This window comes from Brachybacterium muris (genome assembly GCF_016907455.1).
GTDB lineage: Bacteria > Actinomycetota > Actinomycetes > Actinomycetales > Dermabacteraceae > Brachybacterium > Brachybacterium muris.
This window is the reverse complement of record NZ_JAFBCB010000001.1, coordinates 1,494,817-1,520,094: the sequence shown is the minus strand read 5'-3', so window position 1 is coordinate 1,520,094 and position 25,278 is coordinate 1,494,817. Positions and strand designations below refer to the sequence as shown.

At 70.3% G+C, this 25,278-nt stretch carries 20 protein-coding genes; 10 read left to right on the top strand and 10 right to left on the bottom strand.

The features are described 5' to 3' along the window. Positions 1-2: 2 nt before the first annotated feature. A complete protein-coding gene (gene uvrA, locus JOD52_RS06990) occupies positions 3-2,861 on the bottom strand; it encodes an excinuclease ABC subunit UvrA (RefSeq protein ID WP_204409176.1) in 2,859 nt (952 codons plus the stop codon). A gap of 61 nt (positions 2,862-2,922) precedes the next feature. Between uvrA and JOD52_RS06985 the strand changes: the two genes are divergently transcribed. The 6 genes from JOD52_RS06985 (at position 2,923) to JOD52_RS06960 (ending at position 9,650) form a co-directional block, all read left to right on the top strand. Continuing rightward, complete coding sequence (locus tag JOD52_RS06985) at positions 2,923-3,600, top strand: MBL fold metallo-hydrolase (protein WP_017822640.1); 678 nt, start codon at positions 2,923-2,925, stop codon at positions 3,598-3,600. Further along, positions 3,597-5,042 carry an MFS transporter gene (locus JOD52_RS06980; RefSeq protein WP_204409175.1) on the top strand — a complete coding sequence of 482 codons (1,446 nt, stop codon included), beginning with the start codon at positions 3,597-3,599 and terminating at the stop codon, positions 5,040-5,042. The genes JOD52_RS06985 and JOD52_RS06980 overlap by 4 nt, the downstream gene beginning before the upstream one ends. A gap of 189 nt (positions 5,043-5,231) precedes the next feature. After that, entirely contained in the window at positions 5,232-7,007 is a 1,776-nt protein-coding gene (locus tag JOD52_RS06975; protein ID WP_239552174.1) for a bifunctional 3'-5' exonuclease/DNA polymerase, read from the top strand. 212 nt (positions 7,008-7,219) lie between these two features. Beyond that, positions 7,220-8,293, top strand: a complete 1,074-nt coding sequence (locus tag JOD52_RS06970) for a hypothetical protein (protein ID WP_204409174.1) — start codon at positions 7,220-7,222, stop codon at positions 8,291-8,293. Positions 8,294-8,369: 76 nt separating this feature from the next. After that, complete coding sequence (locus JOD52_RS06965; RefSeq protein ID WP_204409173.1) at positions 8,370-8,546, top strand: hypothetical protein; 177 nt, start codon at positions 8,370-8,372, stop codon at positions 8,544-8,546. Positions 8,547-8,672: 126 nt separating this feature from the next. Next, positions 8,673-9,650 (top strand): hypothetical protein, encoded by a 978-nt coding sequence (locus JOD52_RS06960; protein ID WP_204409172.1) that lies wholly within the window; start codon positions 8,673-8,675, stop codon positions 9,648-9,650. Here the strand turns inward: JOD52_RS06960 and uvrB are convergent. Further along, positions 9,535-11,640 (bottom strand): excinuclease ABC subunit UvrB, encoded by a 2,106-nt coding sequence (gene uvrB / locus JOD52_RS06955; RefSeq protein WP_017822644.1) that lies wholly within the window; start codon positions 11,638-11,640, stop codon positions 9,535-9,537. The two genes, JOD52_RS06960 and uvrB, sit on opposite strands and share 116 nt — an antisense overlap. Positions 11,641-11,676: 36 nt before the next feature. Next, the gene (gene coaE, locus JOD52_RS06950; protein WP_204409171.1) at positions 11,677-12,297 is read right to left on the bottom strand and encodes a dephospho-CoA kinase; all 621 of its coding nucleotides are present in this window, start codon (positions 12,295-12,297) and stop codon (positions 11,677-11,679) included. A gap of 84 nt (positions 12,298-12,381) precedes the next feature. Between coaE and JOD52_RS06945 the strand changes: the two genes are divergently transcribed. Next, the gene (locus JOD52_RS06945; protein WP_017822646.1) at positions 12,382-13,386 is read left to right on the top strand and encodes a trimeric intracellular cation channel family protein; all 1,005 of its coding nucleotides are present in this window, start codon (positions 12,382-12,384) and stop codon (positions 13,384-13,386) included. A 7-nt stretch (positions 13,387-13,393) separates the two neighbouring features. Here JOD52_RS06945 and aroD read toward each other — a convergent pair whose 3' ends face one another. From aroD to rpsA, 6 genes are all read right to left on the bottom strand, one after another. Next, entirely contained in the window at positions 13,394-14,185 is a 792-nt protein-coding gene (gene aroD, locus JOD52_RS06940) for a type I 3-dehydroquinate dehydratase (RefSeq protein WP_017822647.1), read from the bottom strand. A 2-nt stretch (positions 14,186-14,187) separates the two neighbouring features. Then, positions 14,188-15,270 (bottom strand): 3-dehydroquinate synthase, encoded by a 1,083-nt coding sequence (gene aroB / locus JOD52_RS06935; protein WP_204409170.1) that lies wholly within the window; start codon positions 15,268-15,270, stop codon positions 14,188-14,190. Next, positions 15,267-15,803 (bottom strand): shikimate kinase, encoded by a 537-nt coding sequence (locus tag JOD52_RS06930; protein WP_204409169.1) that lies wholly within the window; start codon positions 15,801-15,803, stop codon positions 15,267-15,269. Before JOD52_RS06930 ends, aroB begins: the two co-directional genes overlap by 4 nt. Further along, the gene (gene aroC / locus JOD52_RS06925) at positions 15,800-17,044 is read right to left on the bottom strand and encodes a chorismate synthase (RefSeq protein WP_017822650.1); all 1,245 of its coding nucleotides are present in this window, start codon (positions 17,042-17,044) and stop codon (positions 15,800-15,802) included. Before aroC ends, JOD52_RS06930 begins: the two co-directional genes overlap by 4 nt. A gap of 70 nt (positions 17,045-17,114) precedes the next feature. Continuing rightward, positions 17,115-17,945 carry an HAD-IIA family hydrolase gene (locus tag JOD52_RS06920; protein ID WP_204409168.1) on the bottom strand — a complete coding sequence of 277 codons (831 nt, stop codon included), beginning with the start codon at positions 17,943-17,945 and terminating at the stop codon, positions 17,115-17,117. A gap of 91 nt (positions 17,946-18,036) precedes the next feature. Next, positions 18,037-19,530: a 30S ribosomal protein S1 gene (gene rpsA, locus JOD52_RS06915; protein WP_204409167.1), complete on the bottom strand. Its 1,494-nt coding sequence runs from the start codon at positions 19,528-19,530 to the stop codon at positions 18,037-18,039. A gap of 263 nt (positions 19,531-19,793) precedes the next feature. Between rpsA and JOD52_RS06910 the strand changes: the two genes are divergently transcribed. Next, the gene (locus JOD52_RS06910) at positions 19,794-20,324 is read left to right on the top strand and encodes a DUF1990 family protein (RefSeq protein ID WP_204409166.1); all 531 of its coding nucleotides are present in this window, start codon (positions 19,794-19,796) and stop codon (positions 20,322-20,324) included. Positions 20,325-20,630: 306 nt separating this feature from the next. Further along, positions 20,631-21,944 (top strand): HNH endonuclease signature motif containing protein, encoded by a 1,314-nt coding sequence (locus JOD52_RS06905; protein WP_204409165.1) that lies wholly within the window; start codon positions 20,631-20,633, stop codon positions 21,942-21,944. A gap of 121 nt (positions 21,945-22,065) precedes the next feature. Here JOD52_RS06905 and polA read toward each other — a convergent pair whose 3' ends face one another. Beyond that, positions 22,066-24,756 carry a DNA polymerase I gene (polA, locus tag JOD52_RS06900; RefSeq protein ID WP_204409164.1) on the bottom strand — a complete coding sequence of 897 codons (2,691 nt, stop codon included), beginning with the start codon at positions 24,754-24,756 and terminating at the stop codon, positions 22,066-22,068. 56 nt (positions 24,757-24,812) lie between these two features. On the opposite strand from polA, the gene JOD52_RS06895 reads away from it, so the two are divergent. Then, positions 24,813-25,262 carry a hotdog fold thioesterase gene (locus tag JOD52_RS06895; RefSeq protein ID WP_017823595.1) on the top strand — a complete coding sequence of 150 codons (450 nt, stop codon included), beginning with the start codon at positions 24,813-24,815 and terminating at the stop codon, positions 25,260-25,262. Positions 25,263-25,278 lie beyond the last annotated feature (16 nt).

Genomic DNA, 25,278 nt, shown 5'->3' with positions numbered 1-25,278 from the left:
GCTCAGCCCTTGCCGGCGCGGCCTGCCCCGAGCATCGGCGCCAGGAAGTGCCCGGTGTAGGAGCCCTTGACCTTCGCGACGTCCTCCGGGGTGCCGGTGGCCACGATCCGCCCACCGCCGGCGCCGCCCTCGGGGCCCAGGTCGATGATGTGGTCGGCGCTCTTGATCACGTCGAGGTTGTGCTCGATGACGATCACGGTGTTGCCCTTGTCCACCAGGCCGCCCAGGACCTCCAGCAGCTTGCGCACGTCCTCGAAGTGCAGGCCTGTGGTGGGCTCGTCCAGTACATAGGCGGTGCGGCCGTTGGAGCGCTTGTGCAGCTCGGAGGCGAGCTTGACGCGCTGCGCCTCACCGCCGGACAGGGTGGTGGCCGACTGGCCCAGGCGCACGTAGCCCAGGCCCACGTCCACCAGGGTCTGCAGCTGACGGCGGATGGCGGGCACGGCGTCGAAGAACTCCAGCGCATCGGCGATGGACATCTCCAGCACCTCGGCCACGTTCTTGTCCTTGAAGTGCACCTCGAGGGTCTCGCGGTTGTACCGCTTGCCCTTGCACACCTCGCACTGGACGTACACGTCCGGCAGGAAGTTCATCTCGATCTTCAGGGTGCCGTCACCGGAGCATGCCTCGCAGCGGCCGCCCTTGACGTTGAAGGAGAAGCGCCCAGCGGTGTAGCCGCGCATCTTCGCCTCGGTGGTCTGCGCGAACAGGGTGCGCACCCGGTCCCACACCCCGGTGTAGGTGGCGGGGTTGGAGCGCGGGGTGCGGCCGATGGGCGACTGGTCCACGTGGACCACCTTGTCCAGGTGCTCGAGCCCGATGACGCGCTTGTGGCGGCCGGGGACGATGCGGGCCCGGTTCAGCTCCTTGGCCATCACCGAGTACAGGATGTCGTTGACCAGGGTGGACTTGCCGGAGCCGGACACACCGGTGACGGCGGTGAGCACCCCGAGCGGGAAGGACACGTCGGTGCCGCGCAGGTTGTTGGCCTTCGGGCCCACGACGGTGACGGCACGCTCCGGGTCGATCGGGCGCCGGGTGAGCGGCAGGGGGATCTCGAGGTCGCCGGAGAGGTACCGGCCGGTGAGGGACTCGGGGTTCTTCTTGAGGTCCTCGACGGAGCCGGAGTGGACCACCTTGCCGCCGTGCTCGCCGGCCAGGGGGCCGATGTCCACCACCCAGTCGGCCGCGCCGAGGGTGTCCTCGTCGTGCTCGACCACGATCAGGCTGTTGCCGAGGTCCCGCAGGCGGGTGAGGGTGGCGATCAGGCGCTCGTTGTCGCGCTGGTGCAGCCCGATGGAGGGCTCGTCCAGCACGTACAGCACACCCACCAGGCCGGAGCCGATCTGGGTGGCCAGGCGGATGCGCTGGGCCTCGCCGCCGGACAGGGTGCCGGCGGCGCGGGCCATGGTCAGGTACTCCAGGCCCACGTCCAGCAGGAAGCCCAGGCGGGAGCGCACCTCGCGCAGCACCTCGTCGGCCACGGTCGCATCGCGTTCGCTCAGCTGGAGGCCGGTGACGAACTCGTGCGCGTCGCGGATGGACAGCTCGCACACCTCGGCGATGGACTTGCCGCCCACGGTGACCGCGAGGATCTCCGGGCGCAGGCGCGCGCCCTTGCAGGCGGGGCAGGGCACCTCGCGCATGAACTGCTCGTAGCGCTCCTTGGCCCAGTCCGACTCGGTGTCGTCGTGGCGGCGGGAGAGGAAGTGCATGACGCCCTCGAAGCCGGTGGAGTACCGGCGCTCCCGGCCGAAGCGGTTGCGGTACTTCACGTGGACCTTGTGGTCCTTGCCGTGCAGCAGCGCCTCCCTGGCGCGCTCGGGCAGGGCCCGCCACGGCGTGTCCATGGAGAAGGACAGCTCCTCGGCCAGGCCCGCCATCATCTCCTGGTGGTGGTCGGAGGAGCCCATGGTCCACGGGGCGATGGCGCCCTCGGCGAGGGTGAGGTCCTCGTCCGGGATCACCAGTTCCGGGTCCACCTCGAGGCGGGCGCCCAGGCCCGTGCACTCGGGGCAGGCGCCGTAGGGCGCGTTGAAGGAGAACGCCCGCGGTTCGATGTCGTCGACCGCCAGGGGGTGGTCGTTGGGGCAGGAGAGCTTCTCGGAGAAGCGGCGGGTACGGTCCGGATCGTCCTCCGGCAGGTCCACGAAGTCCACGACGACCAGGCCCTCGGCCAGCCGCAGAGCGGTCTCCACCGAGTCGGTGAGGCGGCGGCGCGAATCGGGCTTGGCGGCCAGGCGGTCCACCACCACCTCGATGGTGTGCTTGAGCTTGCGATCGAGGGTGATCTCCTCGTCGAGCCGTCGCACGGCACCGTCGATGCGAGCACGCGCATAGCCCTGGGACCGCAGGGAGCTCAGCAGCTCCACGTGCTCGCCCTTGCGGCCGCGGATCACCGGGGCCAGCAGCTGGAAGCGGGTGCCGGTCTCCTGCTCCAGGAGGGTGTCGACGATCTGCTCGGCCGAGCTGGAGCGGACCACCTCACCGCACACCGGGCAGTGCTGGATGCCGGTGCGGGAGAACAGCAGGCGCAGGTAGTCGTACACCTCGGTGATGGTGCCGACGGTCGAGCGGGGGTTACGGTTGGTGGACTTCTGGTCGATCGAGACCGCCGGGGACAGCCCCTCGATGAGATCGACCGAGGGCTTGTCCATCTGGCCCAGGAACTGCCGGGCATAGCTGGAGAGGGACTCGACATAGCGCCGCTGCCCCTCGGCGAAGATGGTGTCGAACGCCAGGGAGCTCTTCCCGGATCCGGACAGACCCGAGAACACCACCAGCTTGTTGCGGGGGATCTCGATGTCGATGTTCTTGAGGTTGTGCTCTCGGGCACCACGGACGACCAGCGTTTCACTCACCGGCCCATCCTACGAGCGGGGCCCGACACACGAGAGGGCGCCGACCGGAGATACTTCTGACATGGACATCAGAGAGTACGACGGTCATGTCGAGCCCGGTGGCACCTCCGACACGCGGGTGTGCTCCACCCTGACCATCCGCAAGGCGTCGGTGGGCGGGATGGACAACAACGCCTACCTGCTCACCTGCTCGGTCTCCGGAGCCCAGCTGCTGATCGACGCCGCGGCGGACGCCCCGCGCCTGCTGGAACTGGTGCGGGAGGGCTCCCCTACCGGCCGGCTGGACACCATCGTCACCACCCACAGCCATCACGACCACGTGGGAGCACTGGCCGCCATGGTGGGCGCCACCGGTGCCCGCACGGCCGCGGGTGCCGCGGACGTGCCCGACATCCGCACCCCCACCACCACCCCCCTGCAGCACGGCGACGTCGTGCGGGTGGGCGTCAACGACCTCGAGGTGATCTCGCTGCGGGGCCACACCCCCGGCTCGGTGGCGCTGCTGTGGCGCGGCGGGGAAGACGGTGACCACCTGTTCACCGGAGACTCCCTGTTCCCCGGCGGGGTGGGGGCCACCCAGGGAGACCGGGAGCGCTTCGACCAGCTGCTGGCCGACGTCGAGGCCCGGATCTTCGAGCGCCTCGGGGACGAGACCTGGGTGTACCCCGGGCACGGCGACGACACCACCCTCGGTGCGGAGCGTCCGCAGCTGCCGACGTGGCGCGAACGGGGATGGTGAGCACGCCCTCCCTGTTCTCCCCCACCCATCGCCGCTCGACGATCGCTCTGGCGGCGCTGCCGTTCCTGGTGGCCTTCGAGGCGCTCGCGGTCTCCACCGTGATGCCCCGCGCCGCGGAGGAGCTGGGTGGTGTGAGCCTGTACCCGCTGGTGTTCGCGGCCCCCTTGGCCACCAGTCTGGTGAGCATCGTGGTGGCCGGGCAGTGGAACGATCGGCAGGGCCCGATGCGGGTGATGACCGTGGGCCTGGTCGTGTTCTGCACAGCCCTGTTCGTCGTGGGCCTGGCGCCGTCGATGGCGGTGCTGGTGGCGGGCCGAGCACTGCAGGGCCTGGGCATGGGCTTCGTGACGGTGTCGCTGTACGTGCTGATCGCCCGGCTGTACCCGCCGTCGCTGCAGCCGCGCATGTTCACCGTGCTCTCCGCGGCGTGGGTGGTGCCCGGCCTCGTTGGCCCGGCACTGGCCGGCTGGGTCACCGAGGTGGCGGGCTGGCGGATCGTGTTCCTCGCGGTGCCGTTCCTGGTGCTGCCGGCCAGGCTGCTGCTGCAGGACCCGACCGGGGCCGCCTCCGTGCCGGGCGAGGAAGCGGCCGACGGCGACCTCGTCCCCACGGGGTCCCCGACCGGGTCCGCGTCCGGGACGGACTCCAGCACAACCCGTCCCCCGCTGCTCGCGGCCTGCGCGGCGGCCCTGGGCGTGGCCGCGCTCTCGGTGATCGGTGAGCAGGCGGAGGGATCACTCTCCGGTGCCACGGTTCCCCTGCTGCTCGTGGCACTGGTGCTGGTAGCGCTCACGGTGCCGCGACTGCTGCCGCGCCGGGTGCTGTTCTCCCCGGACCGGGTGGGACGCCTGGTGATGGCGCGCGGAGTGCTGGCGGCATCCTTCGTGCTGGCCGAGGTGTACCTGCCCCTGCAGCTGGTGGCCAGATACGGCATGAGCCCGGCACACGCCGGCCTGATCCTCACCGTCTCCACCGTGACCTGGTTCGTCGGGGCCTGGATGGCCGGCAGCGAGATGCTGCCGGAGCGCGCCCGGATCCCGGCGGGAGCCGCAGCGATGGCCGTGGGCACCCTCGCCACCGCCGCTTTGCTGCTGGGCGGTCACTCCCCCTGGCTGGCAGGACTCACCTGGTGCCTCACGGGCCTGGGGATGGGTCTGGCGTTCACCTCCACCTCGATCCTCACCATGCGCCGCTCCCATCCCGCCCGGCAGGGCCGCAACTCTGCTGCACTGCAGGTGGCAGAGGCCCTCACCCAGTCGGTGATGCTGGCCCTGACGGGAGTGGCGTTCCAGGTGCTGCTGCAGGACCGCGGGGAGACCTCCCCCGCTCCGTACGCGGCGATGTTCGCCTCTGCGACCGCGCTGGCGGTGGTGGGGGTCGTGGTCGGGGTGGCTACCCGTCGAAAGGCCGGTGGCCGCTCCCGTCCGGGCCTGCCCCGCTGACGCGGGCGCACAGCGGCGCCCGACCGTGATCGGGGGCCGCTGCATCAGCTCTGTCTCAGTGGGCGGTGTGCAGCTCCGGCTCGAGGATCCACAGCGCGGTGGGAGAGACTCCTGTCAGTAGTGTGGTCCCGGTCCGGTCACGGACCGGATGCAGCGAGGGACGAGGGGGATGCCGTGGATGCAGGGCGTCTGACCGGACCCGGTGAACGCGACGCACCTGTCCCGCCCTGGTGCGCCATCGGCCGCACGGCAGGCGGCCAGGTGGCACTCGTCGACATCGCCGATGACGGCACGCCGGGCTCCCCCCGCATCCTGGCACCTGCGGACCTGCCGAGCGAGATCACTCGCAGGCAGCACCGGGCCGTGCAGGCGGGCGCCGCTCCCCCACGCTGGGTGTGGTCCGACGCCCCCGCCTGGTACCCCGGACTGCTCGCCTCCGGCGTGCGGGTGCAGCGCTGCCACGACCTGCGCCTGATCCATACGGTCCTGCGGCACTCGCAGCTGGTCACTGACCCGCGCCCGATCCGGGCTGCGGAACGATGGGACGTCCCGGTCCTGCCTCCTGTGGGGACCGAACCCATCGGCGCGACGCTGTTCGATCTCGATGGCGGTACCTCGACCCGCGGCGGCGTCCCGATGGCGATCGACGATGTGCTCGAGGAGTTCGAGCGCCAGCGCCGAGCGATCGAGGACGCCCGCGATCCGGGGCGGCTGCGGCTGCTGGTGGCGGCGGAGAGCGCCGGGGCACTGATCGCCGTGGAGCTGCAGAACGCCGGGATCCCCTGGGACGTGGCCGAGCACGACCGCATCCTCACGGCGGACCTCGGCCCCCGCCCCCGACCCGGTCACGCCCCCACCCTGATGGTCGAGGTCGCCGCGCAGGTCAGGGAGGCCTTGGGCGACCCCTTGCTGAGCATCGATTCCCCACCCAAGCTGCTGCGGGCACTGCATCGCGCCGGGATCGACGTGCGCTCCACCTCCCGCTGGGAGCTCGCCGTTCACGAGCATCCGGCGATCGAGCCGCTGCTGCGGTACAAGAAGATGTCCCGCCTGCTCACGGCGAACGGCTGGGCATGGATGGACGAGTGGGTCCGCGAGGGACGGTACCGACCGGTCTATGTCCCCGGCGGGGTGGTCACCGGGCGCTGGGCCTCCAGCGGTGGCGGCGCACTGCAGATCCCACGTCAACTGCGGCCCGCCCTGCGCGCTGATCCCGGGTGGCGCCTGGTCAGCGCCGACGTGTCCCAGCTGGAACCGCGGGTGCTGGCCGCGATGGCCGGTGATCGGGCGATGGCTCGGGCCGGTGCCGGAACCGACCTGTACGCGGGGATCGTCGCCGCTGGGGTGGTGACCACCCGGCAGGAGGCGAAGGTTGGTGTGCTGGGCGCGCTCTACGGCGGCACCACCGGCGACAGCGGCCGGATCGTGCCCCGCCTGCGACGCACCTTCCCCAACGCCATGCGCCTGGTGGACCAGGCCGCCGAGACCGGGGAACGAGGCGGGACCGTCTCCACGCTGCTGGGCCGCTCCAGCCCTCCCCCGGAGCAGTCCTGGACCGATGCTCAACTGCACTCCAACCGGCCGGAGGCCACCCCTGCCGAACAGGAACGGGCCCGGCGCTCGGCCAGGGATCGCGGGCGCTTCACCCGCAACTTCGTGGTGCAGGGAACCGCGGCCGAATGGGCGCTCAGCTGGATGGCAGCGCTCAGGCTGGCCCTCGCCGGATTCGATGAGGTGCCCGTCGAGGACGCCGCCCACGCTTCGGGGCCGGCGTTCTCCCGCCGCGCCCATCTCGCCTTCTTCCTGCACGACGAGGTGATCGTGCACGCCCCCGCATCCCAGGCAGAAGCCGCGGCCCAGGCCGTCCGGGACGCGGCCGACGCCGCCGGGCGGCTCCTGTTCCCCGGGTCACCGGTCGACTTCCCCCTGGATCTGGAGATCACCGAACGGTCCCCCGCGAAGTAGGCAGCCGCCCCCGGGGCCGCCTCTGACCAGAATCGCAGGCCTTCTCGGACGACTCCGTACGTTCCCGGCCCGCGCCGGACACCGTGACGGGACCGGGGTGCTGCACCACGCCACCGGTCCGACGGGTACTCGGAGCACGCCCTGGTCATACCGCAGAAGGCGGACTCTCTCATCGAGCCACGGGTAACCCGATCGAAACAGGAGGATCCACGGTGACGCACAGCGACAGCTCCACCGCCTCGTCCTTCCGGGAGCTGCTGGACCCCGATGCCCTGCCGGTGTACGGGTCCACCCTGCGCGCCGAGGACTTCGAGCACCACGACGACCGGTGGCGAGCACGGGTGCTGACGGCCGCCGCCGAGCTCGACGTCCGTCTCACGGGTGAGAAGGACGCGATGACGTGCCTGCTCGATGGTCGGCCGTACAGCTTCCTCCATCCCTACCGGAAGACCCTCGACGAGCCCGCGGCGACCGCGCAGGAGTGGTTCGACCACTTCTGCGCACTCCAGGCTGAGTCCGCACCTCGACGCGAACGCAGCTGGGAGCGCACATCGGTGCAGGCGATGCTGGAGCGCGCCGGGCACGGCATCACCGCGTACGACCAGCGAGAGCGCTCCGGGTCGGAACTGCGCCGGGTGGCCGACGCGCAGGCATGGCTCGACACCAACCTCGCCGACACCCAGGTATCCGTCACGGTCCATCCACTGGCGGACATGCCTCTGCGAACCGACGGCAAGCTCATCGGGCGGATGCTCTGCATGATCCAGGACGACCAGATCGCCGGGTACCGCCCGGTTCCCCTGGCGAGCGACCTGCCGGTCGACCAGTTCTACAGCATCCCTGGCTTCCCCCACGGGCTCTCGCCCTACATCCATGTCCGCACCTCCGGACACACGATCCTGGGCCACAGGGCAGATCTGGTCCTGGATGCGGATGACGTGCTCCCGCATCTCACCGACAACCCGGGGTCGGGAGCACGCGAGACCCCCTGGCTGCTCATCCACGTCACCGGGACCCGGTGCGTGCTCCCGTTCCCTGCCTCCGTGAGCAACCTGATCGTGGACGTCGACGGGGACGGCTCCCAGGTGTCGATCCGTGTCGCCTCCTCCGAGCAGCGTGCACGGAGGCTCGAGCTCGAGGACCGGTTCGACAGGCGTTGGGGGGAGTTCCTCGACGACGACAGGCCGGTGGACCCCGCAAACGTGGCCGCTGCCATGGAGCGAGCCGAGTCCGCCGTCGACCACCACATCCAGCAGGAGAGGGAGCGCCATGCCGACGCGCAGTGAACTGACCCACGACGGGATCGACGTCTTCGACGGATTCGATGGAGATCGGCCACGGGGCTGCAGCTGGGAGCGCTCCGTGTGCACCGAGACCCCCACCCACCAGGTGACCTACCCGGGCACGGACCGGCCCGAGGCCCACCCGTTCTGCGCCCGCCATTACGTCCTCGAGCTCGCGTACCTCGTCGAGGTGCACATGCCCACCTGCAGCAACCCGCTCTCCGACCACGTCAGCTCCTACGGACGGATCGACTGACCGCTGCTCCCTGAGTCGATGATCCCGCCCTGGGCCATCACAGGGACCAAGGGGCCCATAGCACCTGGAAGCTCTCGGTAAGATCCCTGGAAGGAGGCCGCTCCTGGTCGTCAGGAAGGGGATCGGATGAGCGCCGTCGAAGGGACAGACAGCTACGACGCTCTCGCCGAGGACCTCCGGGCCCTGCGCCATGCCGCCGGGTCCCCCTCCTTCACCGAGATCGCCGTCCGCGTGGGCCAGGTGCGAGAGGCCCGGGGCACGGACCCGGGCCGGGCCCGCCCGGCACGCACCACCGTCTACGACACGTTCCGTGCAGGCCGCTCCCGCATGGACGGTGCCCTGGTCGCCGACATCGCCGAAGCACTGGACGCTCCGGACCCTCGGTCCTGGCGGGATCGATGCGGACGGATCCAGCATGCACTCGAGGAGTCCCGGCTCCGCCCGATAGCGACCGATGACGTCGACGACGAGCCGACCAGGGATCCGACGCCGGATGCGGAGCCGGGCCCGGTGCCTGCGGCGGATCCCCTGCCGCCGGCGCCCGCAGACCCGGCACCGGCGCAAGGGACCAGGCTCCTGCTCCTGGCCGGCTGCGTGGTGCTCAACCTGGTGGGGATCCTGGTCATCCGGGCGACCGGCCTGCCGCTATACTTCGACACCATCGGCATCGCCGTCGCGGCCCTCGCCCTCGTATGGGGCTACGTCTGGCGCCATCTCCGTCAGCGAGGCGCACTCACCCCGCCGATCGGGCTGCACCTGTTGGTCGGGCTGTGCTGCTCGGTGGTGGCGACCCCGATGCTGTGGCTCCGCTTCCACGGCTTCGGCGGACACACGGCCGGTCAGCTGCAGAACATCTTCAACGGCCGCATCGAACCGGAGTGGGTGACGGTGTTCCTCACCAACCTGTCGACATCGATGCCCGACAAGCTGCTGTCCGGGGTCATCGCGGTGGCCGTCATCCCCGTAGCGCTCCGCGTGATCACCAGGATCACGAAGAGCGCTGAACTCGCCGCAGCTCCTTCTTCAGCTCCTGCACCTCGTCACGAAGCCTCGCAGCGACCTCGAACTGCAGTGACTCCGCCGCCTGGTGCATCTGTGCGGTGATCTCGTCGATCATCCCGGTGAGCGCCCCCACCGGGTCGTCGCCCAGGTCCACGCTGCGCCCGCTGACGGCATCCACCGCGTTGGCGCGGGCCCTGTCCCGGGCCACCCGCTCCTTGCCCGAACGGTAGTCGGTGGACATCAGGGTGTCGGTGTCGATGTCCTCGCGGGCCAGCATGTCGGTGACGTCGGCGATGCGCTTGCGCAGCGGGGTGGGGTCGATGCCGTGCTCGGTGTTGTACGCGATCTGCTTCTCACGACGGCGATTGGTCTCGTCGATCGCCGCCTGCATGGAGTCGGTGATGGTGTCGGCGTACATGTGCACCTGACCGGACACGTTGCGGGCCGCGCGGCCGATGGTCTGGATCAGCGAGGTGCGCGAGCGCAGGAAGCCCTCCTTGTCGGCGTCGAGGATCGACACCAGTGACACCTCGGGCAGGTCCAGTCCCTCACGCAGCAGGTTGATGCCCACCAGCACGTCGTACTCACCCTTGCGCAGGGACCGCAGCAGCTCCACCCGGCGCAGGGTCTCCACGTCGGAGTGGAGGTACTGCACCCGTACCCCGTTCTCCAGCAGATAATCGGTGAGGTCCTCGGCCATGCGCTTGGTGAGGGTGGTGACCAGCACGCGCTCGTCGGCGGCGACCCGCTTCTCGATCTCCTCGCGCAGGTCGTCGATCTGTCCCTTGACGGGCTTGACGATCACCTCGGGGTCCACCAGGCCCGTGGGGCGGATGATCTGCTCGACCACCCCGTTGGCCCGGTCCAGCTCGTAGGCGGCGGGGGTGGCGGAGAGGTACACCGTCTGCCCGGTGCGCTCGGTGAACTCCCCGAAGGTGAGCGGGCGGTTGTCCAGCGCGCTGGGGAGGCGGAACCCGAAGTCCACCAGGGTGCGCTTGCGGGAGCGGTCGCCCTCGAACATCGCACCGATCTGGGGGACGGTCACGTGGGACTCGTCGATCACCAGCAGGAAGTCCTCGGGGAAGTAGTCCAGCAGGGTGTTCGGCGCGGTACCGGGTGCGCGGCCGTCCAGGTGCCGCGAGTAGTTCTCCACACCGTTGGTGCTGCCCGTCTGCCTCAGCATCTCCAGGTCGTGGCTGGTGCGCATCCGCAGCCGCTGCGCCTCCAGCAGCTTCTGCTGCCCTTCCAGTTCCTCCAGGCGCTGCTCCAGCTCCACCTCGATCGAGTCGATCGCGCGGGCCAGCCGTTCGGGACCTGCCACGTAGTGGGAGGCGGGGAAAACGTGGATCTGGTCCTCCTCCCGGATCACCTCCCCGGTCATGGGGTGCAGGGTGTACAGTGCGTCGATCTCGTCGCCGAAGAACTCGATGCGCAGTGCGAGCTCCTCGTACATGGGGATGATCTCCACCGTGTCGCCGCGCACCCGGAAGGTGCCGCGCTCGAAGGCCACGTCGTTGCGGTCGTACTGCATGTCCACGAAGCGCCGCAGGAGGTCGTCGCGGTCCATCTGGTCCCCGCGGGCCAGGCGCACCATGCGATCCACGTACTCCTGGGGCGTGCCCAGGCCGTAGATGCATGACACCGAGGACACCACCACCACGTCCCGCCGGGTGAGCAGGGAGTTCGTGGCGCTGTGCCGCAGCCGCTCCACCTCGGCGTTGATCGAGGAGTCCTTCTCGATGTACGTGTCCGACTGCGGCACGTACGCCTCGGGCTGGTAGTAGTCGTAGTAGGAGACGAAGTACTCCACCGCGTTGTGGGGCAGCAGTTCGCGGAACTCGCTGGCCAGCTGCGCGGCGAGGGTCTTGTTGTGCGCCATCACCAGGGTGGGGCGCTGCACCTGCTCGATCAGCCAGGCGGTGGTGGCGCTCTTGCCGGTGCCGGTGGCACCCAGCAGCACCACGTCCTGCTCACCGCTGTTGATGCGCTCGGTGAGCTCCTTGATCGCCTGCGGCTGATCGCCGGAGGGTGAGTACTCCGAGACCACCTCGAAGGGGTGCTCGGCGCGGACCAGATCGGTGACAGGACGCATGGGTCGATGCTACGTCCCGCCCCTGACGGCCGGGCATCACGCCCTGGGCACGAGGACCCGACGCAGCGCCCGCAGGGACCGCTCCCGCAGCTCACCCAGATCGGCGTTGTTGAGGATCAGCAGGTCGCAGCGGTGTGTCCGCTCCAGGTCGGTGACCTGTGCGGCCATCACGGACTCGACGTACGCTCGATCACGTCCGCGGTCGCGCACCACTCGGTCGATACGGTCGCGGTGCCGCGCGATCACCCCGATCACCGCGTCGTACTCCCCCTCCCGGTGCTTCTCCAGCAGCAGCGGGTTGTCATGGACCACCACCGCCTCCCCCGCCGCACGGGCCGCTTCCTCCTCCTCGCGCACAGCCTGGTCCACCCGGCCCAGCACGATCCCCTCCAGGTCCGCGCGGGCTGCGGGATCGGCGAACACCAGCCGCGCCAGGGCCGCACGATCGATGGTGCCGCCGGCGGTGCGGTACTGCTCCCCGAAGCGGGCCACGGCCTCCTCCACGCCCGGCCCCGGCTCGTCGAGCACGGCCCGCGAGTAGGCGTCCAGGTCGATCACCCGGTGCCCGGCCTCGCGCCAGATCCCGGCCACCGTGGACTTGCCCGAGCCGATGCCTCCGGTCAATCCGATACGGCGCGGGGTCGAGGATGCAGTCATGCCCCGATGCTAACCACGTCGCCTTCGCCACGTGCCAGCCGGGCGCCTCTGACACGATCTGCGGATGGGCACTACCGTCGTCCTGTGGATCCCCTCGAACTGCTGATCACCAACGACGTCCTGCGCGCTCTCGACCTCATCGGGGTGTTCGTGATGGGCGTGGCCGCCGGCGGTCTCGCTGCGCGGCTGAACTTCGATGTGGTGGGCTTCGCGATCATCGGGATCATCGCCGGTCTCGGCGGGGGCCTGGTGCGAGACCTGATCCTCGACTACGGCGTCCCGGCCGCGTTCTCCGGTCCCTGGTACCTCACCTGCGCCCTGGCCGGGTCCGCCTTCTCCTTCGTGGTGAACTCCGAGCATCACTGGTGGCGCCGGATCGTGACCGCCACGGACATCACCGCCATGGGCCTGTGGGCTGCGACCGGCACCGCCAAGTCCCTGGGGTACGGCCTGGACGTGCTTCCGGCGATCCTGCTGGGCCTCGCCAGCGCCACCGGCGGCGGCATCCTGCGTGACGTGATGGTGGGTCGCATCCCGGCGGTGTTCGGCGGCGGCCCCCTGTACGCCACCGGTGCCCTGGTCACCGCGGTGCTCACCTGGGCCGTGGTGGCCCTGGGGCTGGACGCGTCATGGGTGCTGGTGGCCGTCGCGGCCGGCGCGGGCCTCGCGATGGTGGCGGCCTGGCGGCGCTGGACGCTTCCGGCGCACAGCGAATGGGAGGTGACGATGTCGGCCTCGCAGCTGAAGGCGATGGTGCGCCGCATCCGTCGGGCCGAGCGCGCGAAGGTGGCCAAGGAGACCGGCGCCATCTCCGTCGTGGCCGCCAATGAGGACGACCTGGCCGACGACACCGCGTTCGAGGAGTCGGCCGAGGAGTACGCGCGTCGCGTGCTCGGCGAGGACGGCCCGGACCTGATCCCCGAGGCGGATGCCGAGGACCCCGTCGACGAGGAGATCACGCAGAAGGTCGAGGAGAAGGTCGACGAGAAGGTGGAGCAGAAGGTCGACGAAGAGATGGCCTCGGATGAGGACCAGTGGGTCCGGCGGGACGATGAGGGCAACGAGATCCCGAACCCCATCGGGCACTGAGGAGCCCTCAGGGTCGAAGCAGTTCCAGCATCCGCTCCACGTCCCGGGCAGCGAGCTGACCGGGCGCCGAGGCCCCTCCCTGCGCCGCGTCCCCGACGGTCGCGAATGTCGCCGCGGATCCGAAGACCTCGGCCGCGACCCGGCTGACCGCACCGAGCGTGCCCATGCTGATGGCGATGTGCGGACCGTCGCCGTCGGCCGCGACCCGCAGGCTCGCGGCGAGCAGCCGCAGCACATCATTGGCATGGCGGGGTGTCACAGCGATCTTGGGCACGTCGGCCCCTGCGCGGCGCTGGGAGCGCAGCAGCTCCACCAGCTCGTCCTCCCCCGGGGTCGCGTCGAAGTCGTGGAAGGAGCCGACGACCAGCACACCCTGTTCCCGGGCGGCCGCCACCACGTGCGCCACTACCTCGGCCCCCCGCGAGGTCTCCACGTCCACCAGATCGGTGTGGCCGGAGGCGATCACGGCTTCGAGCATCTCAGCGAGCCCCTGGTCGCTCACCTCGCGCGCCCCGCCCTCGGCCGAGGTGCGCAGCGTGACCAGCAGGGCATGCTTCTCCCCCATCGCCCCCCTCACCGCGGGTAGCGCCGCCAGGACCTCGGCGCGGTGCTGCACGGCATCGAGCTCCTGGCGGTACAGGTCGATGCGCCACTCCAGGATCCGTGCCGGGGCCTCCAGGGCCAACTCCACCTGCTCCAGCACGCGGGTGATGTCCGCACCGGTCAGTGGCACGATGATCTCGGGCCTGCCCTCCCCCAGCACGATGCTGCGCCCGGGCACTCGCACGGTGGCCGTCACGCTCAGTCCTCGGTGATCGCGGCGTAGGCGGACAGCAGCAGCGCCGGATCCGGGCCCTCGAGGCGGGATGCGCGACCGATGCGGTCCAGCACCACGAATCGCAGCAGCCCGGCGCGGGTCTTCTTGTCGCGCTTGATCGAGTCCTCGAGCTTGGGCCACTGGCGGCCGCGGTAGGTGACCGGCAGCCCCAGGGAGGTGAGGATCTCCCGGTGACGGTCCACCTCGGCCTCGGACAGCTTGCCGGCCAGGTGGGACAGCTCGGCGGCGAACATCATCCCCACGGACACGGCCGCACCGTGGCGCCACAGGTACCGCTCGTTGCGCTCGATGGCGTGGGCGAGGGTGTGCCCGTAGTTGAGGATCTCCCTCTCCCCGGCCTCGCGCAGGTCGGCCGAGACCACCCGGGCCTTGACCGCGATGGCCCGCTCCACGATCTCCCGGAACTGATCGGAGCCGGTATCCAGGGCGGCCGCCGGATCGGCTTCGACGATCTCGAGTATCCGCTGGTCCTCGATGAAACCGGCCTTGACCGCTTCGGCGAGACCGGCGGTGACGTCATTGGTGCCGAGCCCAGCGAGCACGTCGAGGTCCTCGATCACGGCGATCGGCGGGTGGAAGGAGCCCACCAGGTTCTTGCCCTCGGAGGTGTTGATGCCCGTCTTGCCTCCCACCGCGGCATCGACCATCGCGGCCACGGTGGTGGGGACCTGCAGCACGTCCACGCCTCGCAGCCAGGTAGCGGCCACGAAACCGGCCAGGTCCGTCGCGGCGCCGCCTCCGAGCCCCACGAAAAGGTCGGTGCGGCCGATCTCGGCCTGCCCGGCCACCTGCCACAGGAAACCGGCCACCTGCGCGGTCTTGGCCTCCTCACCGTCGGGAACCTCGGCCAGGAACGCCTGCCGGCCGTCGGTGGAAAGCTGCTCACGCACCTCCTCTGCGACGCCGCGCAGGGAGGGCTGGTGGACCACCACGATGCGCCGCACCCGAGCGGGCACGTGGTCGGCGATGCTGCCCAGCAGCCCGCGGCCCACCAGTACCTCGTAGCCGCCGGTGGGGGTGGTGACAGGGATGACGGTGGTGCTCATGCGGTCTCCTTCGGGGGATCCTCACGGATCAGGTCGTGGATGCGGCGCGCGAGGGCCGCTGGGGGCTGGCGGTGCGTGTCGACGACCCAGCGGGCCACGTCGCGGTAGTGGGGCATGCGCTCGGCTGTGATGTCACGCCAGCGCTGCATCGGGTCCTCACCGACCAGCATCGGGCGGTCCTGGGTGCGGCGCAGGCGCGTCGCCACGGTCTCCTCGTCGACCCGGAGCAGCACCACGGGCCCCCCGCGCAGCAGATCGCCGGACTCGAAGCGGACCGGCGCCCCACCGCCGAGAGCCAGCACTCCGGTGCGGGCCACGAGCGCTTCGGCCAGCAATCGCGCCTCCAGGTCCCGGAAGTACCCCTCCCCGTCCTCGGCGAAGATCTCGGGGATCGACTTCCCGGCGGCCTCGACGATCAGGGCGTCCAGGTCGGCGAAGGGCTCCCTGAGACGCCGGGCGAGCTCCCGGCCCACGGCCGTCTTCCCGGCCGCCATCGGTCCGATCAGCACCGCGCTGAGGGCGGTGGAGCTCACCGGTCCTCCCGCTGCAGCAGGCTTGCCTGCAGCTGCTCGGTGCCGGTGAGATGGGCACGGATCTCGGCCACACTGTCCCCGCCGGTCTTCTCCAGCAGCGCATCCACGAGGGCAAGGGCAACCACGGCCTCGGCGATCACCGCGGCGGGCGCAACGGCGCACACGTCGGAGCGCTGGTGATTGGCGGTGGTCTGCTCGCCGGTGACCACGTCCACGGTGCGCAGGGCCCGGGGCACCGTGGAGATGGGCTTCAGCGCCCCGCGCACCCGGATGACCTGGCCGTTGCTGATGCCGCCCTCGAGGCCACCGGCGCGGTTGGACTCGCGGCGGGTGGTGCCGTCGGCCCCGTCTGTGCCGTCCCCGGTCAGGATCTCGTCGTGGGCGGCGGAGCCACGGCGGGCGGCGGTGGCGAAGCCGTCACCGATCTCCACGCCCTTCATCGCCTGGATGGACATGATCGCCTGGGCGAGTTTCCCGTCCAGCCGGCGGTCCCACTGGGTGTGGGAGCCCAGGCCCACGGGGACGCCGTAGGCGAGCACTTCCACCACACCGCCCAGGGTGTCGCCGTCGGCCTTGGCGGCATCGACCTCGGCGACCATCGCCTCGGAGGTGGCCGGGTGGAAGCAGCGCAGGGGGTCCGCATCGAGCGCGGTGACGTCTTCGGGGGTGGGCAGCGCGGCGTCGTCCGGCACGCGCACGGGGCCGACGGACAGGGTGTGGGAGACCAGGCGGATCCCGGCGGTCTGCTCGAGGATCGCGGCGGCCACGCGACCGGCGACGACGCGGGCGGCGGTCTCCCGGGCGCTGGCGCGCTCGAGCACCGGTCGGGCCTCGGTGAAGCCGTACTTGAGCATGCCGGCAAGGTCCGCGTGCCCGGGCCGGGGCCTGGTCAGGGGACGGTTGCGGGCGATCTCGCGCTCGTCGCCGGTGCCGGCGTCGATCATCAGGTCCTCGCGGGCCACCGGGTCGGCGCTCATCACCTTCTCCCACTTGGGCCATTCGGAGTTGGCGATCTCGATCGCCAGGGGCGAGCCGAGGGTGCGGCCGTGCCGCAGGCCGCCGTGGACGGTGAGCGCGTCCTGCTCGAACTTCTGGCGGGAGCCGCGGCCGTGGCCGAGGCGGCGACGCGCGAGGGCGTCCCGCAGGTCCTGGGTGGTCAGCTCGATCCCGGCGGGGACGCCGTCGAGCAGGGCGATGAGAGAGGGGCCGTGGGATTCCCCGGCCGTGAGCCAGCGCAGCATGGGGGCGATTCTTCCACGTCCGCCCGTGGGCGGTTCCGCAGGTCCACGCAGTGGGTGAGCGCCGGGAGGGTCAGTCCTCCCCGAGCTCCTGCTCCCGGGTGGGCGCGGTGCGTTCCACCAGCGACGCCACCTCGGCGATCGACGGGAGCACGGTGGTGGGGCGGAAGGGGAAGGAGGTGATGGCCTCCTCGCGGGTGGAGCCCGTGAGCACCAGGATCGACCGCATGCCGGCCTCGAGCCCGGATTTCACATCGGTGTCCATGCGGTCGCCGATCATCACGGTGGTCTCGGAGTGCGCCTCGATCCGGTTCAGGGCGGTGCGCATCATCAACGGGTTGGGCTTGCCCACGTAGTAGGGCTCGATGCCGGTGGCGGCGGTGATCATGGCGGCCACCGCACCGGTGGCGGGAAGCGGCCCGGCGGGGCTCGGTCCGGTGACGTCGGGGTTGGTGGCGATGAACTTCGCGCCCTCACCCACCAGTCGGATCGCGCGGGTGATCGCCTCGAAAGAGTAGGTGCGGGTCTCCCCCAGCACCACGAACTCCACGTCCACGTCCGAGAGGATGAAACCCGCGTCGTGCATGGCGCTGGTGAGCCCGGCCTCGCCGATCACGTAGGCGGTGCCGCCCGGGGACTGCTCGGACAGGAACTGCGCGGTGGCCAGGGCGCTGGTCCACAGGGAGTCCTCGTCCACGTCGATCCCGGCGCGGGCGAGGCGGGCCCGGAGGTCACGCGGGGTGAACATGGAGTTGTTGGTGAGCACCAGGAAGCGGCGGCCCAGTCGGCGCAGCTCGGTGATGAACTCGGCGGCACCGGGCAGGGCCTGCTCCTCGTGGACGAGCACGCCGTCCATGTCGGTGAGCCAGGAGTGGATGGGACGGTCCTCGAGCGCGGTGTTCATACCGGTAGTCTCGCACACGAGGACGGGGCGCCACCCGAAGGTGACGCCCCGTCGTCCCGGTGCCGTGGGCACCGGTGGGATCAGGTCCTGATCAGTTGCCGGTGAGCTTGGCGCGCAGCGCGGCCAGGGCCTCGTCCGATGCCAGGGTGCCCTCGTCCGAGGAGGAGGACTGGTAGGACGACTGGCTCGCCGGAGCAGCGGACTCCGAGGAGGACGAGGACGAGGTGGTCGCGGCGGCCGGAGCGTTCGCGGACTCCTCGTCGGCCTTGATGGCCTCGGCGACCTGGGCCTTGTGGGCGTTCCAGCGCTCGTAGGCGGCCGCGTACTGGGCCTCCCACTCCTCGCGCTGGGTGTCGTAGCCCTCGAGCCACTCGTTGGTCTCCGGGTCGAAGCCCTCGGGGTACTTGTACTCGCCGTTCTCGTCGTACTCGGCGGCCATGCCGTACAGCGCCGGGTCGAAGGTGGTGTCGTCACCCTCGGGATCCACACCCTCGTTGGCCTGCTTCAGCGACAGGGAGATGCGACGACGCTCGAGGTCGATGTCAATGACCTTGACGAAGACGTCCTGGTCCACGGTGACGACCTGCTCGGGCAGATCCACGTGGCGCTGAGCCAGCTCGGAGATGTGCACCAGGCCCTCGATGCCGTCCTCGACGCGCACGAACGCACCGAAGGGAACCAGCTTGGTGACCTTGCCGGGCACGACCTCGCCGATGGCGTGGGTGCGGGCGAACAGCTGCCACGGGTCCTCCTGGGTCGCCTTCAGCGACAGGGAGACACGCTCGCGGTCCATGTCGACGTCCAGGACCTCGACCTTGACCTTCTGGCCCACCTCGACGACCTCGGAGGGGTGGTCGATGTGCTTCCAGGACAGCTCGGAGACGTGCACCAGGCCGTCGACGCCGCCGAGGTCCACGAAGGCGCCGAAGTTGACGATGGAGGATACGACACCCTCGCGCACCTGGGACTTCTGCAGGGTCTGCAGGAAGTCGGAGCGGACCGCGGACTGGGTCTCCTCCAGGTAGGCGCGGCGGGACAGCACCACATTGTTGCGGTTCTTGTCGAGCTCGATGATCTTCGCCTCGATCTCCTGGCCCACGTAGGGCTGCAGGTCGCGCACGCGGCGCATCTCCACGAGGGAGGCGGGGAGGAAGCCGCGCAGGCCGATGTCGACGATGAGGCCACCCTTGACGACCTCGATGACGTGGCCGGTGACGACGCCCTCGTCTTCCTTGATCTGCTCGATGGTGCCCCAGGCGCGCTCGTACTGGGCGCGCTTCTTGGACAGGATCAGGCGGCCTTCCTTATCCTCCTTCTGGAGGACCAGGGCCTCGATCTCGTCGCCGACGCCGACGACCTCGCCGGGATCGACGTCGTGCTTGATGGACAGCTCGCGCGAGGGGATGACGCCCTCGGTCTTGTAGCCGATGTCCAGCAGGACCTCGTCGTGATCCACCTTCACCACGGTGCCCTCGACGATGTCGCCATCGTTGAAGTACTTGATGGTCGAATCGATGGCGGCCATGAGGTCTTCGGCGCTACCGATGTCGTTGATGGCGATCTGGGGGGTGGTGGTGTCGGTCATGTAGTCGAGAACTCCGTCGGGACAGGAAATGAGTAGGGTCAGTTGCATGCTCGGCCCGGGTGGGCCGGTCCGCGACTCGGCCGATGAACCCTCGGGAAGGATCCTCGTGCCGGAGCCCCGAGAGGCATCCGGGCACGGCTGAGCACAGACCTGAACAACCCTATCAGGCTTCCGGCTAACAGGCACGGGTAGATCGATGTCCTCCGGGGCCGATGCGTGTGAGCTTCGTCCCCGTGAGCAGGTCCCCGTGCCACGCTAGGGCGATGCTCGTCCGTCCCCTTCCGCCCCGCATCCAGTCGCGGCTGCGTTCGGCCCCGTTCGCGGTCGCCGCGGGGCTCACCGCCGCCGGCCTCGACCATCCTGGCCACCGTCGGCTGGTGCGGTCCGTGATGCTCAGGCGCAGGGACTTCCCCGGCGCTGTGGAGGATCTCCTCGGCTGGCAGGTGCAGGCACGCTCCGGGCTCACGGTCCTCACCTCGGATCCCCGGGTCCGGGAGGGCGGCGTGGTCCAGCTGCGGCTCGGACCCGGTGCCCTCTCGCTGCGTGTGCCGTGCCGCGTCACCAGCGTGATCGACGAGGCCGACCGCGCCGGTTTCACCTATGGCACCCTGCCCGGTCACGTGGAGACCGGGCTCGAGGGATTCCTGCTGGAGCGGGAGGCCGACGGCCGTATCCGGTTCACCATCGCTGTGACCTCCGCGCCCGCGTTCCGGCTCGCCCGGAGCTTCCCTTTCGTGGCCGAGAAGATCCAGGACCGGATCACGGATCGGTACCTGAGGGCCTTGGACCGCTAGCTCGCGGCTCCTCCCCACAGGCGGGTCGTCCACACCCGTGCCGGGAATGGTTCGATTGTCGGGGGTGGTTGGTGGACTGGTCTCTCGTGACCTGGCCCGTACAGGGGGCTGGGCGTTTGACGGGAGACGACGATGACTCTCACCACCGACCCGCCCTACACGGACGCTTGCCACTCACCCGACACCGGCAGCCGACCTACCCACGTCGACCCGACTACCAAACCCGCTCCTTCAAGCTCCGGGCCCGCGCGTCTCGCACGTGCCGACGCAGAAGCGCTCGGCGACAGGATCCAGCAGCAGGCTGCGTTGATCGCGGAGGCCACCTGCCAGTTCCTGCTCATGCTCGCCGAGTTCGACCAGCGGGAAGGCACCGGCTGGTACGCCGGCCTGAAATCCACCGCGCACTGGCTGTCCTGGGCCTGCTCCATGTCCCCCGGCACCGCACGCGAGCACGTCCGCATTGCCCGCGCCCTGCCCGGGATGCCGCTGACGGTCGCCGCGTTCAGTCAGGGCCGCCTGTCCTACTCGAAGGTGCGGGAGATGACCCGGGTCGCCGACCGCGTCGACGAAACGGTCCTGGTGGACCTCGCGTGTGCGATGACCGCCTCCCAACTGGCCCGTACCCTCTCCAGCTTCCGTGCAGTGGACGGGGCCCGGCTGGGCCAGGACGCGATCCGCCAGGCCCGCTGGATGACGAGAGAGGACGGCATGATCGAGATCCGCGCGATACTCCCACCCGAAGAAGGCGCCGAACTCCTCACCGCCCTGGCCCGCGACGGCCACGATGCACCCCGCGACACCGACGACGTTGACGAGGCTGACGCCCAGGACCTCGCCGCCCGTGCCGCGGAGGCGACCGTGACCCCCACCGTGGAGCAGCGGAAGGCCGACGCGCTTGTGCACGTGGCTCGCGGCTACCTCGAGCAGGCTCCCACCGACCGCTGCGGCGAGGACCGTCACCTGGTGATCGTCCAGGTCAGCGCCGATGCCCTCACCCGCAGCGTTCCCGCGGGAACGCCTCCGCACCCCACCACGTCCCCGCCCCTCTGCCACGTCGTCGGTCACGACGCCCCGCTCGAACCGGCGACCGCCGAGCGTCTGGCCTGCACCGGGAAGATCGCGCTGCAGATCACCAGCGACACCGGCGAGATCCTCCACCTGGGGAGGTCACGACGCCTTGCCTCACCTGCGCAGCGTCGGGCCCTGCGCCTTCGGGACCGCACCTGCAGCTTCCCCGGCTGTCACCAGTCCCGCCACCTCGACGCGCACCACGTCACCCCGTGGTCCGAGGGCGGCACCACCGACATCGACGGCCTGGCACTGCTGTGCCGTCGCCACCACGTGATCGTCCACGAGGGCGGCCACCACCTCGTCCCCATGAAGGACCAGCCCGCGGCTCCGCACCTGCCCCGCTACACCGTGATCGACCAGCACGGCCGGCCCGTCACCGCCCGCTGGCCCGCCATGCTCGAACACATCACCCACACCCCCACCACCCCTGACATGCCCGAACCCACCGGGCACCCCGACCGCATCACCGGCACCACCGGCGGCTACGGCTTCCGCCTCGCCGACTGCGTCGACACCCTCCTGAACGCCACCCTCACCACCGCAGCGTGAGAACGGCGAGTCGACATGGCTCAGCGGCACGTCGCAGCAGGAGCGGCAGGAGTGTCGTCCAGGGGGGTGGGTTCAACCCGGGCAAGGACCAAGCGCGCCGTGACGGGTTGAGCGGGGCTGATCAGTGCGCGGCGGCCAGCCAGTTCGGACCCACGCCGATGCCCACCTCGAGCGGCACCGACAGCTCGTACGCGGAGCCCATACCGGCTGCAACGACCTCCCGCAGCTGCTCCTCCTCACCGGGGGCGACGTCCAGGACCAGTTCGTCGTGCACCTGGAGCAGTACCCGGGAGGTGAGCCCGGCATCGCGCAGCCCCTCGTCCACGCGCAGCATGGCGAGCTTGATGATATCGGCCGCGCTGCCCTGGATCGGGGAGTTCAGTGCCACCCGCTCCGCGTTCTCCCGGCGCTGGCGGTTGTCACTGGTGAGGTCCGGCAGCGGCCTGCGGCGGCCCAGGATGGTCTCGGTGTACCCGATGGCGCGGGCCTTCTCCACGCTCTCGCGCAGGTAGTCCCGCACCCCGCCGAAGCGCTCGAAGTACCCGTCGCGCAGGGCCGTGGCCTCCGCCTGGGAGATCCGCAGCTGACGTGCCAGCCCGAAGGCGCTCAGGCCGTAGGCGAGGCCGTAGCTCACCGCCTTCGTCTTGGAGCGCATCGCGCCGTCCACGTCCTCCGGGGCCACGTCGAACACCTTCGAGGCGACGTACCGGTGCAGGTCCTCACCGGAACGGAATGCCTCGATCAGGCCCTCGTCCTCCGACAGGTGCGCCATGATGCGCATCTCGATCTGCGAGTAGTCCGCTGTCATCAGCGACTCGAAGCCGTCGGAGGCGCGGAAGGCGGAGCGGATCCGCCGGCCCTCCTCGGTGCGGGTGGGGATGTTCTGCAGGTTCGGGTTGTTCGAGGACAACCGCCCGGTGGCGGCGATGTTCTGGTGGAAGGTGGTGTGGATCCGACCTGTCGGCGAGATGAAGCGACGCAGCGTGTCGATGATCTGACGCATCTTGGTCACATCGCGGTGGGCCAGCAGGTCGGTCAGGAACGGGTGCTGGGTCTTCTCGTGCAGATCCGCCAGCGATTCCGCATCGGTGGAGAACCCGGTCTTGGTGCGGCGGGTCCTCGGCATGCCGAGGCGGTCGAACAGCACTTCCTGCAGCTGCTTCGGGGACCCCAGGTTGATGCGGTCACCGCCCAGGTGCGAGAACGCCGACTCCGCGACCCGTTCCTGCTCTGCCTCGTGCTGGGCATCGAGCTCGGCGAGCACGTCGTCGTCCACCGCGATACCGGTGGCCTCCATGACGCCGATCACCCGGGCCAGCGGCAGTTCGAGGTCGTCGTGCAGCTCCACGGCGGCATGTTGCTCGAGGTCCTCGCGGAGGGTGGTCCCCAGACGTGCTACGGCGTCTGCGGCACGGGCCAGGGTGTCCTTGCCGGACTCGTCCTGGTCCAGGTCCAGCTCCTGCTGCACCGCGGCCGAGGTGACCTGGAGGTCCTCCTGGAGGTGGCGCATGGCGAGACCGGCGAGGTCCGTGGGCCGCTGATCGGGGCGGCACAGGAACTCGGCGATCGCCAGGTCGGTGCTCCAGCCGGCGACGTCGAGGCCCCGGCCGCGCAGCTGATGGGTGGCGAGCTTGGTGTCGTGCGCGGTCTTGGCGATCGCGGGATCGGCGAGCCACGTGGCCAGGGCCCGCTCGGCGGTGTCGTCGAGATCCACCAGATCGATCACTGCCAGGGCGTCGTCGGTGGCCAGGGCCAGCGCGCTCGCATCTCCCTGCCCGAGCTCCCACCTGCCGTCGATCACCAGGGCTGCCCCCGCCGCGAAGTCACGGGCCAGGACCTCGGCGACCTGCTCCCCGGTGGGCTGCTGCAGGGCAGGCAGCTCGCGCTCCGGGACCGTCGAGGCGCTCTCCCCGTCGGCCAGCAGCACCGCCGGCACGTCCTTGCGGATGGTCGGCCCGAAGGCGAGCTCGTCGAACACGGCGTTCAGGGCCACCGCGTCACCGCGGCCCAGCGAGTAGCGCTCCGGGTCCTGGGGCAGCTCGAGATCGGTGACCGCGGCGTTCATCCGGCGGTTCCGCTCCACGGCCTCGACGTTGTCGCGCAGCGACTGCCCGGCCTTGCCCTTGATCTCCTCGGCGTGGGCGAGGATCCCCTGCAGGTCGCCGTAGGCGGTGATCCACTTCGCGGCGGTCTTGGGCCCCACTCCGGGGACGCCGGGCAGGTTGTCCGCGCTCTCCCCCACCAGGGCGGCGAGATCGGGGTACCGCTCCGGAGGGATGCCATACTTCTCCTCCACCGCCGCCGGGTCCATGCGCCGCATCTCGGTGACGCCCTTGATGGGCTGCAGCAGGGTGACGTTCTCACCCACCAGCTGGATCGAGTCACGGTCGGAGGTGACGATCAGGGCCTGGCCGCCCTCGGCGGCAGTGCGAGTGGCGAGGGTGGCGATGATGTCGTCGGCCTCGTAGTCCTCCACCGTGAACCAGGAGACGCCGAGAGCATCCAGCACCTGCTGGATCAGGGCGATCTGGCCGTGGAACTCCGGCGGGGTGACCTCGCGGCCGGCCTTGTACTGGTCGTAGATGCGGTCGCGGAAGGTCCCGCCGGGCAGGTCGAAGGCGACCGCCACATGGGTGGGCTGCTCGGAGGCGACCACGTTAATGATCATCCGGGTGAAGCCGTACACCGCATTGGTGGCCTGCCCGCGCCCGTCGCTGAACCCATCGGCAGGCAGGGCGAAGAATGCCCGGAAGGCCATCGCATGCCCGTCGATGAGGAGGATCCGCTGCTCATTGGCTCCGCTCGCACTCATGGGGAGCAGTCTCCCATGACAGCGGCACCGGGCGGTGACTGTGGAAAGCTGTCCCCATGGCTGAGAACGCGCCCCCTGAGACTGCTGATCCGGTGCCGGACCCCGCCCGACTCGCCCCGCTGATGGCGGGCACCCTGGTGGAGCGATGCGGCATGGAAGTGCTGACCCTGGGATCCGACGGCGGCACCATGACCATGCCCGTCGCGGGGAACACGCAGCCCGCCGGACTACTGCACGGCGGCGCCACCATCGCCCTGGCTGAGACCATCGCTTCCCTGGCAGCGATCATGCAGGCCCGATCCGTGCATGGCGAGGGCGCGCAGGCGGTGGGCACCAATGTCGCCGCGACGCACCATCGCTCAGCGCGGGACGGTGTGGTGACCGCTACCTGCACGGTGCGCCACGCGGGGCGTCAGGTGGCGACCTACCTGGTGGAGGTGCACGACGACAGGGGCACTCTGCTGAGCACCGTCATCGTCTCCACCATGCTGCTGCCGCCGCGCTGACCCCGCCGACCGCAGC